10 protein-coding genes are annotated in these 14,727 nt (G+C 68.6%); 4 read left to right on the forward strand and 6 right to left on the reverse strand.

The genetic code is table 11. The features are described 5' to 3' along the window. Nucleotides 1–397: 397 nt before the first annotated feature. The 3 genes from PV410_RS40825 (at nt 398) to PV410_RS40835 (ending at nt 3,995) form a co-directional block, all read left to right on the forward strand. Nucleotides 398–634: a GlsB/YeaQ/YmgE family stress response membrane protein gene (locus PV410_RS40825; RefSeq protein ID WP_500331634.1), complete on the forward strand. Its 237-nt coding sequence runs from the start codon at nt 398–400 to the stop codon at nt 632–634. 85 nt (nt 635–719) lie between these two features. Next, entirely contained in the window at nt 720–863 is a 144-nt protein-coding gene (locus PV410_RS40830; protein WP_500331636.1) for a hypothetical protein, read from the forward strand. A gap of 861 nt (nt 864–1,724) precedes the next feature. Next, on the forward strand, nt 1,725–3,995 hold the full coding sequence (locus tag PV410_RS40835) for a hypothetical protein (RefSeq protein WP_500331638.1): 2,271 nt from the start codon (nt 1,725–1,727) through the stop codon (nt 3,993–3,995). 176 nt (nt 3,996–4,171) lie between these two features. Here the strand turns inward: PV410_RS40835 and PV410_RS40840 are convergent, their stop codons facing one another. The 5 genes from PV410_RS40840 to PV410_RS40860 form a co-directional block, all read right to left on the reverse strand. Continuing rightward, nucleotides 4,172–6,640 (reverse strand): SpoIIE family protein phosphatase, encoded by a 2,469-nt coding sequence (locus PV410_RS40840; protein ID WP_500331640.1) that lies wholly within the window; start codon nt 6,638–6,640, stop codon nt 4,172–4,174. 239 nt (nt 6,641–6,879) lie between these two features. Further along, entirely contained in the window at nt 6,880–7,950 is a 1,071-nt protein-coding gene (locus tag PV410_RS40845) for an endonuclease/exonuclease/phosphatase family protein (protein WP_500331642.1), read from the reverse strand. 8 nt (nt 7,951–7,958) lie between these two features. Next, entirely contained in the window at nt 7,959–9,086 is a 1,128-nt protein-coding gene (locus tag PV410_RS40850) for a sensor histidine kinase (protein ID WP_499516475.1), read from the reverse strand. Beyond that, on the reverse strand, nt 9,079–9,762 hold the full coding sequence (locus PV410_RS40855; RefSeq protein WP_500331645.1) for a response regulator transcription factor: 684 nt from the start codon (nt 9,760–9,762) through the stop codon (nt 9,079–9,081). The genes PV410_RS40850 and PV410_RS40855 overlap by 8 nt, the downstream gene beginning before the upstream one ends. Before the next feature lie 613 nt (nt 9,763–10,375). After that, on the reverse strand, nt 10,376–12,418 hold the full coding sequence (locus PV410_RS40860; RefSeq protein WP_500331647.1) for an ATP-binding SpoIIE family protein phosphatase: 2,043 nt from the start codon (nt 12,416–12,418) through the stop codon (nt 10,376–10,378). A gap of 289 nt (nt 12,419–12,707) precedes the next feature. Here PV410_RS40860 and PV410_RS40865 point away from each other — a divergent pair, with 289 nt between their 5' ends. Beyond that, nucleotides 12,708–13,259, forward strand: a complete 552-nt coding sequence (locus tag PV410_RS40865) for a LuxR C-terminal-related transcriptional regulator (protein ID WP_500331649.1) — start codon at nt 12,708–12,710, stop codon at nt 13,257–13,259. A gap of 442 nt (nt 13,260–13,701) precedes the next feature. On the opposite strand, the gene PV410_RS40870 is transcribed toward PV410_RS40865, so the two are convergent. Continuing rightward, the gene (locus PV410_RS40870; protein ID WP_500331651.1) at nt 13,702–14,283 is read right to left on the reverse strand and encodes a dihydrofolate reductase family protein; all 582 of its coding nucleotides are present in this window, start codon (nt 14,281–14,283) and stop codon (nt 13,702–13,704) included. Nucleotides 14,284–14,727 lie beyond the last annotated feature (444 nt).

Here is a 14,727-nt window from a genome sequence, read left to right on the forward strand (position 1 = left end):
CTCTGGGCTACGAGAGAAACCATAACCACACCACCGTCCAATGTCTACTCCAGCCAACACAGATTTCTGCGTGTTCGACACTGAGGTAATCGGCTGCGACAGCGACGTGGACAGGATGCGAGGCGCCGGCCCCGGCGGCCCGGTCCACGACCCCCGGCCACCGCACCCTGCCGCCATCCAGGCGGTGAATCCCGGTCCCCACCTGCAGCATGACTTCCGGCGGGAGCGGCGCGGACACGGCCACCTGAATGGCCTATCGGTGCGACCGGTGGCGCTACGTTGATTCCACGCAGCGGGACGGCCCCGGCTGCCGCCGTTGCGGGCCGCTTGGGTATGCGTCGTACTCCCGTTCGGCGTAACACTGGGCCGGTCAGGTTGTCGACGCAAGGAGACAGCTATGGCGGTTGTTCACTGGCTTTCGGCGTTCTGGCTGGTCATGGACTGGCTGTGGGCCGTGCTCCTGGGCCTCGCCCTGGGCCTGATGGTGAGATCGGTCCCGCCGTGGAAACGGCGGATCCCGCTGAGGCGGCCCACCGCTCTTGGAACGCTGGGTGTTCTCGCCGGCAACACGGCGGCCGAACGGTTCGGCATCGGGGACGAGCCGGGCATCGACTGGGACCGGCATTTCCTGTAACTGACTGGCGCGGTGGCCACTGTCACCGCATGGGTGCTTTGTGGCGTTCTGGCCGCACAGTTCGCTTCTCCCTCGGGAGGCAACCGTGGTCTTGACAGCCCTGCTGACCCCGGTCCTGATGATGGTGCTCATGCTCGTCCTCGACGTGCTCGAGGACCGCATATTCCGGGCCCCGCCACCTCCGTCCACGGACGAGGACCAGGCCATCGCAGAACCCGCCCCGGAGTGAACGAGCTGACCCCTTGAGGCAGTCACGCCCGCGCACCAGCTTCTTCCTTCTCTTCCCCAGCGGCTGCCGCGCCAGAGGGGGAACGTGTCACCACCTCGCACCGGCTTGGCCACCCACCAGCAACCACACCCCCACGCCGGAGAAGCGCGTCCCCGGTGGCGCGGCCTCGATGATGCCGCCCAGTCGCCAAGGCGCCCGCAGCGCAGGCGCATCACCTCGAAAGCGCTTGCTGCTGCAAGTCTAGTCAGGTGTCCGTCCCGCGAGCCGGGACGCGGCGGCATGGAAGAACGGGTGACGGCACCCGCTCGGATCCGCGTCGTCCCACCGACGGTTACGGCGCGGTCCTACTGAACGCCATACGGGGACGCGGTGCGTGCTTGGCCGATCGGTCCACTCTGGGATAGAGCCATACCTCAATGTCGCCAACGCTGGCCGTCCACGTTTGCTCACGCTGCATGGCGGCCGGGGCCTCAGCGAGCATGCGTTCGGCGAGCGCGCTTGCCGACTCTTTCATGACCTGCCAGCAAGTGACCGAATCATAGAAGCGGTGTAGGCGGTCCACTGCAGCCAGCAGGTCCCGTGCCGCCTCGCTTACATCAGTTTCAGCTTGCCCCGCAGAGATGCCCGTGTCGTGGAACGCGACGTACACCCAAATTCCCACATTTTCAGTCTCTCGCGGTGACCAGGCGCCTGCATTCGCCGGCTGCGCCCTGGTACGGCGTTACGGCCAACTCGTCCCGTGGGGAACGGTTTTACGCCGACGCAACTGGCGCTCCCCCACTACGGCAAGGTGACATCGTCAGCCACTAGTGTGGCGGGTGACCTGCACCCCCATCCTCGGTAGCGACAGGAGCAGGACTGATGACCGGCCACGTGATGGCTGCCACCGACGCCGGTGGCGAGCGGCTCGCGGAACGTACCGTCTCCAAGGCGCCCGCTCTCGGTGAAGCCGCCGAATTCGGCGACGATTATCGGACGAACTACGTGTCGGTTCGCCATGGCCAGGACGACATCACCCTCTATGGGAAAGACGCCACCGGCACCTGGTCGGTCCTCGTCGCCGATGCCCCCGCCGCCGTCGTCGTGGAGATACGCCGCCAGCACGATGCCCTGTGCCGGCCGGAGCCGGCCTGGGACCGCGACCCTCACGTCGGCGACCCCTTCGCCTACGACCCTCCCCTCGAGGAGGGTTACGTGTCGACCGCCATCGACGTGAACGGCGAACCGTACGGCGAGCGGGTGAGCAGCTCGGCGGCGACGCTCGCCGAGGCCGCCGAGCTCGGCGATCTTCATGAAACGGACTACGTGATAGCGGGCCGGGGCGACGGCGATGCGGTCACGCTCTACGGGCGGGACGCCGGCGGCTCTTGGTCGGTGATCACGGCCGACGTCGATGCCGAGACCGCCGAGGAGGTGTGCCTGTGGTTCGACCTCATGCAGCATTACCGGGGCCGGACCTCGGCCGGCACACACCCCAGCGGCCATGCCGGGCACCCTCTCGACCACGTCTCGGCACCCGAGGGCGGGCGGATGCCCGCAGCGCAGGCGATCTCGCTGGCCGTTGAGCGGATCCGGGCACGCCACCTGGACTACCCCACTCAGGGACTGGCAGCGGATCGCTTCGAAGCGGGCTGGAGCGTGTACGCGCCGGTCGACGTCGACGAGAGCGACCCGATGGCCTTCCTGAACATGCCGGTGGGCCGCTCGGTGTTCCTGGTGAGCGACGTCGGACGGGTCAAGGAGATATCGAGCTCGATCCCCCCACAGCAGGCGGAGGAGATGTTCACCGCCGAAGAGGCGTACGTTCGCCGCAGGCCCGCCGAGGAACGGTTCATGACCGACCTCAGGGACGAAGCCCTGCGGCTGGACTCCGCCTCGGAAGGCTCCGCGGGCATCAGCTCCTTCACCATAGACGCCCCCGCCGAGGAGGCCGTCGCGTCCAGGGCATCCGGGCTGATCGGGCCGATAGCACAGCAGTTGGCCGAGCTCGGCCCACCAGGGTGGGACCGCCTTGCGGCGGTCTTCTCCTTCACGGTCTCCAGCGAGGTCGCCCAGCTGCGATTTTGGTCCGGGAAACACAGCACCGAAGCGCGGGTACCCGAGCAGATAGCCCTGCTGGTCCGCCGGCAGCGGCACCTCGCCGCGCGAATGCCGGCCGGGCCGTGGTGGCGCCTGCTGCTCACCGTCAGCCACAGCGCCGGAACGAACGCCCAGGTCGCCACGGACTACGACTACGGCGACCAGCCCATCCCCGACGACGATCTACTGGCCCCCGAGAACTACCGCGACGACCTGGCCGCCTACCCGCGCGCCCACACACCGACATGGCTGACCGCATACGTCAGCAGCGCCGACGCGCCCGGCGCCCCGACTCGCCCGGCACCGCAGGCCGCCGGTGCGACCACCCGGCCGCCCGACCCGCGGCAAGACAGGCCCGCGCCACCACCGCGACGGGCGCCGGCCCCACAACCCGACGCGGTGGCCCCTGGCCCGCGGAACCCGTACGACGCGCCGACACCGCCGCAGGGCCCGACGCCCTCCGCAGGGGTGGCGCAGCCCGGCCGGACGCCGGTCCTCGACACCAAAATCGGCTGGACAAGCCTCCACGCCGACCCCCAGGTGATCACCTACGGCAAGAAATCGATCGCGCTCGACCAGGTGGAGTGGATCAGCTATTCGGCGACCCAGATCGCCGAGAAACGCTTCATGTTCCCCACGTTCTACGAGAACAAGTGGGACTTCCAGGTGGGGCGGTACCCGTACCACGGCGGGCCGAAGGTCGCCGTGCACTTCTCCAGGGCGGGCCGCCGAGCCGACCAGCCCGAGGAGTGGACGTTCCTGATGAACCTGGCCAGGCAGTACCTGGAGCCCCGGTTGCTCACCGAACTGGTCGCCCAGGTTCGCCGTGGTCAGACCATCACCATCGGCGGCAGCGTGAAGGTCAGCCCGAACGGCATCGCGTGTGCCAAGCCGCGACTCTCCCTGCCCTGGGAGTCGATCAATGCTCCGCAGCTGAGGAACGGCATGATCTGCATCTACCAGAAGGGCGTCGACAAGCCGGTTCTGACCGTACCTTTGAGCCACCCCAACGCGGCGTTGATCCCAGGCGTCTTCGCCACACTCACGTCATGATCGAACCGGCCATGGCATGACTCGCCAGATGCCGGCGACTCCACCGCCGGTACAAGCACAATGTGGAAAGCAGCATGGCGTGACGTCGATGGCCAGCGCCACCGGTATCGCCCAGACGTCGCCATCGCAAGCTACTCGCGGTGGCCTCACCAACACAGATGACCTTGATTCGACTGTCAAGCAAGCTTGGGGCTGTATTCGGTGAGGAGTAGGGCGATGTCGTCGGCGCGATAGGGGGAACGCGTGGCGTGATGGAGCAGCCGGTCGGCAAGTTCGTCCAGGGAGGCCGCAGGGGCGTGGGCCAGGCATGTCCGCAGCCGGTCGATCCCCACATCGATATCAGTGCCGCGTTCCTCGACCAGGCCGTCGGTGTAGAGGGCGAGGATGGAGCCCGGTGGGAAGTCGATGACGGTTTGCGGGTAGACGCTGGTGTGGTCCACCCCGAGGAGGGGACCGCCCTCCAGGTCCAGCACGTCGGTCGTTCCGTCGGGGCGGCGCAGCAGGGGCGGGGGGTGGCCGGCGCGGGCGGCCTGCAGGCGGTGGCCGTGCTCGAGGCGGATGTAGCAGCAGCTGGCGAGCTGCCCCGGGTCGAGGTCGATGAGTGTGCGGTTGGTGCCCGCCAAGATGTCGCCTGGTGTGTGACCTACCGTTGTGAAGGCCCGGACAGCGCTGCGCAGTTGGGCCATGGTGGCCGCCGCGGCGATGCTGTGTCCTTCGACGTCCCCGATCACCAGGGATACTCCGTTGCTGGTAGGGATGACGTCGTACCAGTCGCCGCCGATGTCCATGCCGCTGGTGCCGGGCAGGTAGCGGACGGTGGTGTGCAGGTCGGGGAGTTCCGGTAGTCGGTGCGGCAGTAGCGCCTGCTGCAGGCCGCGGGCCAGGGCGAACTCCGCGTCGTACAGCCGTGCCCGTTCCAGGGCCTGGGCGATCAGGCCGGCGAGCGCGGTCAGGACGCTGCGGTCCTTGGTGGTGAACGGGTGGGTCTCGTCGAAGCCCAGCACGCAGGTGCCGACGGGGTGGTTGGAGGCGATCAGCGGCAGATATCCCCAGGAACTCACCTCTCCCACGGGGATGCCCGGGTAGTCCCTCGACAGGTCCTGCTGCGAACCGATGAACAGAGGAACGCCGGAGGTGAGGACCTCCGTGGCGGGTAGGTGGGCGTGCAGCGGCGTGCCTTCCAGCCAGTCCAGGAAGTCCTCGTGGTGGCCGGTGTGGAAGAGCAGGTGCATGGTTCCCTCACTGACCACGTAGATCGCCAGCTGCTGGCCCCCGAAGGCCGGCAGGAGCTGGTCGGCGACGACGTCGCACACCTCACGCGCGGTGACCGCTTCGGTCAGCGCGCTCCCGAGCTGCAGGACGTGGTACATCACGCCCAGACGCGCCGGTGCGCCGCCGCCAGGTCCCTTGGTGGTCGGCGTGGCGGGCGCCGGCTCGGCTGAGGCGGGCCGTGCCACCGGCGCGGCTGTGCCGGTCACGCCGCCGGCATCCGGGTGGAGGGAGAAGGACAGCCACTGGTCCGGGGGCCGGCAGGCTATGAAAGAGGCTGGCATCTGCGAGATCACCACGGACCGGTGCCGGTACTCGACATCGGGATCGGACAGCCACGGCAGCACGTCCCACAGGCACCGCCCGAGCAGCGCCTCGCGCCGTACGCCCAGCAGCCGCTCCAGGCTGGTGTTCGCGTAGGTGACCCGGCCGTTCGGGCCAAGGGAGAACAGCCCGTCCCGCAGTCGCTCGACCGCAGCGACAGCCGCACCGCCGATCTGTGCGTCGAGAACCGCGCCAACCAGGTGGGTGCCCGCCTGCTCGTCGCCGGTTTCCGGCATGCGGCCCCATAGCTCGACCGTGCGATACCTCTCGCCGCTGTGCGCGCCGCTCTGGGCCTCTCGTACGCGCAGACGCCGTGCCGTGATCCTGCCCTCGCTGGCGGCCGCGCGGGCCGCGGCGCGGAAGGCGGCAAGGTCGCCGGGATGGAGCCGGCCAGCGAAGGTGTCCGCCCGTCCGTCGAAGGTGCAGGGGTCCACACCGACGATCGCACAGAGCTCGTCGTCCCCGGTAAAGGCGCCGGTCAGGAGATCCCAGTCGAACAACCCCACCCGCACAGCCGGTGCGCAGGGAGCCGGGATCTGGGCAGGGACCGTCTGTGGGCCGCAGTCGACGGGATCGCCGGTACGGCAGTGGAGGGCGCCCAGGGCAGCACCGAGCCGGTTGGCGACGGTCCGCAGATGGCGACGCTGCGTCTTGGGCAGCCCTTCACAGCCAGGCAGCGCGGCCCAGACGACCGCCAATGCCCCGAAGGTCTCCCCGCCTGCCCTGACCGGCACCGAGCAGGAGCCGAAGGCGTGCGGCAAGGCCACCGCGAGCTGGGGATACCTACGCGCCGTCTCGTCGGCATCAGCCAGGTGGATCGTGCGCCCGCAGCGGTAGGCCGCGGCAACCGGGATGGGGCTGTTCACCGGGATCAGACGCCAGCCGCCCAGCAGGGACGGAGGCACCCCGCAGGTCGCGGCGAGCACGAGCGAGCGGCGATCCCCAGAACGGAGGAAGACGCTCCCCGCGTACGCGTTCGTCCCCTGGACGGCCTTGACGACGGCCGCTGCCAGCAGATCCTCACGCTCCGCACTGACGGTCACAACACCCATATACACAGTGTGCGCAGGGTTGCCGCTCCGCGGGCCCCGGTCACGACATACCGCAGGTTGGGCCAGTACATCCGGCCCGCACACTGACCAACGCTCCGGGCAGCCGCCGGCCCACAGGTCAGCCGACCGGGGCGAGGGCCTCCCCCGAGGCGTGACGCCACAGACGGGGAACGGCAGCAGCTTCCCCCCGACGGCCACGAACAACCCAGGTGGTAGCCAGGCGGCGCCCGCGGGTGAGTTCACCAGCTGATCCCGGCCGCCACCGGAAGATGATCGCTGCCGGTCTCCGGAAGCACCCAGGAGCTCTTCGGCTCCACACCCCTGACCAGGATCTGGTCAATCCGCGCCATCGGGAACGACGCCGGCCAGCTGAAGCCGAAGCCGTCTCCGGCCTCCTCCTGGGCCGAGCGCAGCTGCGAGGTGAGGCCGGCGAACGTGCGGTCGTCCGAGGTGCCGTTCATGTCGCCGAGCACCACCATCCGCTCGCTGCGCTCAGCGGCGACGGCCTTGGTGAGCTTCGCCACGCCGTCGTCCCGTGAGTCCGTCCAGAAGCCGCCCCTGGGCATCACACGCACCGACCCAAGGTGCACCACGTACACCGCGAGCGGCCCTTGGTCCGTGGCCACCGTGGCGCGCAGCGCACGGGGCGGGTCGACGGGCACGTCCTCGGGCCGTCGCTGTCGCGCCAGCGGTCCGACATTGCCGCGCAGCACGTCGACCGCCCGGATGTCCGACAGCGGCAGCTTGCTCCACAGTCCGACCGTGCCCTCGACCGCGTGGTGCGGATACGTCTTCGCGAGCTCCTTCTCGTACGTGTCGCGGGCCTGGCCGGTCAGTTCCTCGAGCGCCAGCAGTTCCGCACCGGAGGCGGCGAGGGCGCGTGCGGTCCCGGCCGGGTCGGGGTTCTCGGCGCCGACGTTGTGACTGACCACGGTGAGGTCGGCGCCCGCCTGGGACTTGTCGGTGAGCACCCCGCCGAAGAGGCTCACCCACACCACGACCGGAAGGAGCAGCGCCACCACGGCCGTGGCGGACCGTCGCCACAGCGCGGCGGCGAGCAGCACCGGGACGAACACGCCGCACCATGGCAGGAAGGTCTCCACCAGTGAGCCGAGGCCACCGAAGTCCGTGATCTTGGAGTGCAGCGCCATGAGCAGGCCGAGGAACACCGCAAGCGTCGCGAGCAGGATGCCGCGCTTCCATGGGCCCGGACCGGCGAGGGTGCGGACAGCCCTGCGGATCCGCGGATGCAGACCGTTGTCCTCATGGCCCGCGCCGCGCTGCTGGGGTGCGTCGGTGACTTCTCGCACTGCTTGACTCACTGATCAGACGTCCTGTCGCTGAAATGTGCCGATGCTGCGGGCAGTTCGACGGCGATGCGGAGCCCGCCGTCCTGGCGCGGGGTGATGGTGAGGGTGCCGTCGTGCACCTCGGTGATCCGCTTGACGATGGCGAGCCCGAGGCCGACCCCCGAGTGATCGCTGTGCGTGCGCTCGGTGGCGCGCTGGAACGGTTCGGTGAGCGTCGCGACCACCTGCGGGGAGAGCTTCTCGCCGGTGTTCTCGACCGTGAGCAGCACGCTCTCGGGGCCCACGCTGGTCGCGACCTCCACGGAGCCCTTCTCGGGCAGGTTGTGGACGATCGCGTTGTGCACGAGGTTCGTCGTCAGCTGCAGCAGCAGCGCCGGCGAACCGAAGCCCGTGGCGATGTCACCGGAGGTCTCCAAGGCGACACCGCGCTTCTCGGCGAGCGGAAGCAGTGTCTCGGCGGCCTCGTCCACGAGCAGCGACAGATCGACCGGCTTCCGAGTGAAGGACCGCTGTTCGGCCCGGCTGAGCACGAGGAGCGCCTCTGTGAGGTCGATGGCCCGGGCGTTGACGGTGTGCAGCCGGTCGAGTAGCTCGCTGAGATCCTGCGTCGGATCGTTGCGTGCCACGTCGAGGAGCGCCTGGGAGATGGCCAGCGGCGTACGCAGTTCGTGGGAGGCGTTGGCCGCGAATCTCCGCTGCTCGTCGAGGTGCGCCTCGAGCTGGCCGAGCATCGTGTCGAAGGCGTCGGCAAGTTCACGGAACTCGTCCTTGCGTCCCGGCAGCCTGATCCGGTGGGACAGCGAGCCCTTCGTGGCCAGGCGGGTGGCGTCCGTGATGCGGGTCAGGGGGGCGAGCATCCGGCCGGCGAGCAGCCAGCCTCCGACGAGGCCGAAGATCAGCAGGAACGCCATGACCGATGCCGCCTTGGGAGCGAATTCGTGCAGGAGCCGGGATCGGATCGGGAAGACACCGTTGAGGGAGTCGGGGTCCTGGTTCGTGAGCATCGCACGATCGGGGACGTACGCCAGGAGGAACATCCAGACCGCCGCGAGCAGCAGAGTGCCCGCCACCATGAGGAAGCCCGCATAGCTGAGTGTGAGCTTGATCCGGACGCTGAACCCGGGCTGCCTATCCACAGTCGCCTCCTCCTGGCTGGGTGTCGATGCGGTACCCGGCACCGGGCACCGTGGTGATCAACCAGGGCTCGCCGAGCCGCTTGCGCAGCGCCGAGACCGTGATGCGTACGGCATTGGTGAACGGGTCGGCGTTCTCATCCCACGCCCGTTCCAACAGCTCCTCGGCGCTGACGATCCCACCCTCGGCGGCGGCGAGGACTTCGAGCACCGCGAACTGTTTCCTGGTCAGCGCGACATGCAGGCCGTCGCGGTAGACCTCGCGACGGAACGGATCAAGCCGAAGGCCCGCGATCTCCCGTACCGGCGGCCTGTGGTGCGCCCGCCGCCGGTCGAGCGCCCTGAGCCTGAGCACGAGCTCCTGCAGGTCGAACGGCTTCGTCAGATAGTCGTCGGCGCCGAGTCCGAACCCGCTGGCCTTGTCGTCGAGCCGATCGGCGGCGGTGAGCATCAGGATCGGCATCCCACTGCCGGAGGCCACGATGCTCTTGGCGACCTCGTCCCCGCTGGGTCCGGGGATGTCCCGGTCCAGGACGGCGATGTCGTACGCGTTGACGCTCAGCAGCCCCATGGCGGTGTCGCCGTCGCCCGCGATATCCGCCGCGATCGCTGCGAGGCGCAGCCCATCACGGATGGCCTCCGCCATATACGGCTCGTCCTCGACGATCAGCACCCGCATGGTTCGAGGCTACGAGCCGCCGCATATCGTGGGCATATCGAAAACCGCGGTCGTACCCGCGCCCCAGGGCGCGGGCCGTGAACCCGTCACCGCTCGTATACGGCCCGTCGGCCCGCACGTCCTGCCGTACTCGAAGGATCGCCGCCCTTGCCGTCACCGGCGCGACGCTCGGTGCGGTCGCCGGCTGACCGGATCGCCAACCGCCACAAGCGCGGCTCCCACGGCGGCCGACCCCAGAAGTTCGACAGAAACGCCTAGGCAGTTTCGTTTGGATCAGCCGGTCATTGGTCCGGATGTGTCGTTGACTGACGCGCAGTGGGTGCGGATCGAGCCGTTGCCTCCAGACCGGGCGCCGAAGCGGGCGGGCGATGGCCGGATCAGCGGCAGGTGATCGACGCGATCGCCTTTCAAGTACCGCCGCACCGGCGCCTCGGCACAAGGAACAAGGAACACGCCGCGGTGTCCGTCCGGGCGCATCGTGTGGTCAGCACGCACCTTCACGGGGTCGGTGCATGCAAGACAAAGGACACTGGGGTAAGCCCGCTTCATGGACCAGGGGCAACCGCACAGCCACCATGGCTGTGTTCACCTGGTCCAATGCGGTCACAGCACTCTAGACGCAACCGTGGGTCCGGTGGAGCCCGTCCGGGAGTGCAATTTCGGCCCAGATGGTCTTGCCGTCGTGCCGTTGCCGGGTACCCCAGCGCTCGGCGAGCTGCGCCACGATGAAGAGCCCCCGTCCGCCCTCGTCGAAAATCCGGGCACGGCGCAGGTGGGGGGCGGTGTTGCAGGCGTCGGACACCTCGCAGATCAAGGTGTCCTCGCGGATGAGCCGCAGTTGGACCGGAGCCGAGCCGTAGCGGATGGCGTTGGTGACCAGCTCGCTGATGATCAGTTCCGTGGTGAATGCCAGCTCTCCCAGCTCCCAGCCCTCCAGTCGGGACGAGGCGAGGTCCCGGGCGTGGGCCACCTCGGCGAGATCATCCGTGAGGTCCCATGCGGCAGCATGGGTGCTGTCGAGCTCGCGGGTACGGGCGATGACCAGGGCGACGTCGTCTCGGGACTGTTCTGCGGCCACCGTGTGCAGGACGTGGTCGCACAGGTCCTCCAGCGAGGCAATCGGCTCGGACAAGGCTTTCTGGAGATGTTCGAGTCCCTGGTCGAGGCTGTGTTCCGGGGATTCGATGAGGCCGTCGGTGTACAGGGCGAGCCGGGTGCCTGTGGGCAGCTCCAGTTCGGCCGTCTCGAAGGGAAGTCCGCCCACACCCAGCGGAGGACCGGCGGGGATGTCGAGGTACTCGACGTCCGATCCGGGACGCAAGACGGCGGGCGGTGGATGGCCGGCCCGGGCGGCCGTGCAGCGGCGCGAGACCGGGTCGTAAATCATGTAGAGGCAGGTCGCCACGATCTCACCGACGACCGCTCCCGCGCCGCCGACTTCTCGGTGCCGGGTGACGACGTCGTCGAGGTGGGTGAGCAGTTCGTCGGGCGGCAGGTCGATGTCGGCAAGGGTTCGTACGGCGGCACGCAGCCGCCCCATACTCGCGGAGGCGTGAACGCCGTGCCCGACCACATCGCCCACCACCAAGGCGACCCGGGCCCCCGAGAGCGGGATGACGTCATACCAGTCGCCGCCCACTCCCGCGAACAGACCCGCGGGCAAATAGCGCGTGGCCGCCTCCACTGCCGGCTGCCTCGATACCACCGGGGGCAGGAGGCTCCGCTGCAGCGCCAGGGAGGTGTTGTGCTCCCCGGTGTAGCGGCGGGCGTTGTCCACGCATACCGCGGCCCGTGCCCCGATCTCCTGTGCCAGGAGCAGGTCGTCGGCGTCGAAGGGGGCCCGGCCCGGGGAGCGTGTGAACAGCGCCGCGCCGAGGGTCGCTCCCCGAGCGCGCAGGGGGATCGCCAGCGCGGAGTGCGGCCCGTTCGTGCCCGCGTCGCCGGGATCGGCAGGCACGGAGGCGCCACCGGCGGTATCGGTGAGCTCCAGCATCATGGGCTCGCCCGTGAACAGCCCGAGGGTCGCTTCCGCCCGCTCCCGGTAGGTGACGGTCTCGCCCGGCCCCAGGTCTCCCGGGGGCGCGGGCGATCCCGATGCCGCGGTGCGGCACAGGGTGATGTCGCCCGTACCGGGCCGCAGGACGGGTTCCTCGCCTTGGAGGACACTGGCGAAGAGGTCCACCGTGGCGTGGTCCGCGAAGCGGTGCACCGCGACCTCCGCCAGTTCCTCGGCGGTACGCACCGCGTCGAGAGTGCTTCCGACCCGGCTGCTGGCCTCGCTGAGCAGCGCGAGCCGCTCGCGAGCGATCATGAGCCGTCTGAAGCGTCTCTCCCCCGCGACACGGATTCGGCAGACGGCCACGCTGATGACCAGGCCCACCGCCAGCGCCGTGATGATCGTGATTTGGTTGGCGGGCCCCATGTCCCGCAGGAGAACCCCGTACAGCGCGATGGCGGCGGCCAGGTTGAAGAGTCCGACGATCATGGTCTGCCGTACCGGCAGCAGGGCACTGGCCACGACCGGGATCAGGACGGCGTACTCCGCGATACCCATGACGTGCACCTCGGCGGCAGCCAGCGCCAATCGCAGGCCCGAGATCAGCACAACGCTGAGCAGCAGGAAGACGAAGCTTTTGCTCAGTGGAACGGGATGCACGCCCTACACCTCCCCATGCCGGGAGCGGGACCTTGCGACGTCCCCGTCTGACGTTGCCCCTGCAGGTAACAATTTACCCTTTGCGAGAATTGTTCTATTGGTGAACGACTGCCGTGCCGGGACACACGCCATCCATCGCACACACAGCGCCTCAGGCGGGGAAGTCGACGAAGCCCAGGCCAGCCAGTTCGGTGATCGACACGGTGCGGCGTTGCCAAGGACGTCTTCGCGATACTGTCCTGCGCATGCACTCTGTACGATCTTTTGTTCCAGATCGCAGCAGAAATGAGTGGGGCTGGCCCTGGTCAGGCGACACCTCCCCGGTATCGCCCTCGTCGACATCCGGATGCCGGTACTCGACGGCATCGAGGCGACCAGGTGCATCGCCGCGGACCCGACGCTGGCTGGGGTGCACGTCGTCATCCTGACCAACTACGGCTTGGACGAGTACGTCTTCGACGCGTTGCGCGCCGGCGCGGCCAGATTCGACGTCAAGGACATCGTGCCGGAGGAATTCCTCCACGCCGTACGCGTCGCCGCGCGCGGTGACGCCCTGCTCGCACCCTCGATCACCCGCAAGCTGATCGACAGCTACGTCGCCCAGCCGCTCAGCACCGGCACCCGGGCGGGGCTGGAGGAGCTGACCAACCGCGAACGCGAGGCCGTGGCCCTGGTCGCGCAGGGCCTGTCCAGCGACCAGATCGCCGACCGCATGGTGATCAGTCCCATGACCGCGAAGTCCCGTCTCAGCCGGGCCATGACCAAGCTCCACTGCGGCGATCGTGCCCAGCTCGTGGTGCGTGCCTACGAATCCGGCCTGATGGTCCCACCCAGCTCCTGAGAAGCCATCCGCTTACCGATCAACGGGCTTGTCTGGTGGAACAGGGATCCCGATCGGCTGATCGCGGTGCGGTCGTGCATGAAGGCAGCGGCCGGTGTCCTGGTCACGGCCCCCCTTGTCATGGCCGTACTCGTCTTCCAGTGGCGCATCATCGCCGGACTGACCGCCGGCGGCGTGAAGTAGGGGCTGTGATCCGGTGGTGGACACCGGCTCGCGCGCCGGCGTCCCGCGATCTCGTTCGGACACGTGGGTATGGAACTTCCGCACGGGCACCCCAACCAGGCAGCCTGTCTCTGCACATCAGGCACCGCGTGGTTCTATCCCAGCTCATGGCTCCGGGAACGACGGTGATCCGCAAGCGTGATCACGAGATCGACTTGCGCGTTCTGGACGACCCCGGGCAATCACCCGACCCCGAGATTCGCGGGCACTGACGGACACCTCAGTGAACGACGTCATAGACGATCTTCGTGATGCCGTTGGCGTATGTCTCGGACTCGAGCACCTTCAACATCTGCTTGTCCTTGTCGGTGTCGCTGAACATCCGCTTGCCGGCTCCCAGCAGCACGGGGAAGACAAGCAGGTGATAGCGGTCGATGAGGCCGGCGTCGGAGAGATTGCGGGCCAGGGTGGCACTGCCGTGCACGACGATGGGGCCGCCGTCGGTCTCCTTCACCTTCGCGACGTCCTCGAGGGAGCGGAGAATGGTGATGTCGCCCCAGTTGTCGACGAGGGTGTCCTGGCCGAGAGTGGTGGAGACGACGTACTTCGGCAGATCTTTGAGGGCGGCGAAGTCCTCCATGCCCGGCCACACCGGCGCGAACGCCTCGTAGCTCGCCCGGCCGAACATCAGCGCGGTGGCCTCTTGGGTTTCCCGCCCCTTGAGTTCGTATGCCTCCGGCAGAAACTCGATGTCCTTGTAGGTCCAGCCGCCACTGCGGTGCGCTTCTGCGGCAGTGCCGCCGCCGGGAGAATCGACGACGCCGTCCAGCGAGACGAACGCGGTGTAAATCAGCGGGCGCATCTTCGATCTCCTGTCCGTGGTCCGGGTGGGTGTCCTTGTTCTCCGGTGGTGTCGTGCGCTGGCCGCAATGAGTGCTGCCCATCGCAGACGGCGGCCGCGCGATCCAACTGCACTCTAGAGCACAGGACTTGGCCCGTGAGCGCTTCGGCCGGAATGGGCGAACCTGCCACTTCACGCCGCATGCCCCGTCTGCGGGTCCTGGCCGTCCATGCTGGAGGCCGACGGGGGCGGGCGGTCTCCCGGATGCGGAGCCGTGACAGGACGGCTCCGAACGGTCGGCGCGTTCACCACACCCTGCGCCGGAACCCGCCACACTGTGGTCGGGCACCGCGCCGGGGCACGGGCACTCGTGGGGTGGTCCCCCGTTGCTGGGGGGTTGGGCCGTGCACGCTCTTCTCGCGATACCGTTTGTACTGGTCGCGCTCGGAGCACTACGTACTGTCA

It is taken from the genome of Streptomyces sp. PA03-5A (genome assembly GCF_033792725.1).
Classification (GTDB): domain Bacteria; phylum Actinomycetota; class Actinomycetes; order Streptomycetales; family Streptomycetaceae; genus Actinacidiphila.

Bases quoted from the DNA above. Each gene is read 5' to 3' on its own strand.
- PV410_RS40825 (WP_500331634.1), top strand. From the start codon at position 398: ATGGCGGTTGTTCACTGGCTTTCGGCGTTCTGGCTGGTCATGGACTGG.
- PV410_RS40835 (WP_500331638.1), top strand. From the start codon at position 1,725: ATGACCGGCCACGTGATGGCTGCCACCGACGCCGGTGGCGAGCGGCTC.
- PV410_RS40840 (WP_500331640.1), bottom strand. From the start codon at position 6,640: ATGGGTGTTGTGACCGTCAGTGCGGAGCGTGAGGATCTGCTGGCAGCG.
- PV410_RS40855 (WP_500331645.1), bottom strand. From the start codon at position 9,762: ATGCGGGTGCTGATCGTCGAGGACGAGCCGTATATGGCGGAGGCCATC.
- PV410_RS40870 (WP_500331651.1), bottom strand. From the start codon at position 14,283: ATGCGCCCGCTGATTTACACCGCGTTCGTCTCGCTGGACGGCGTCGTC.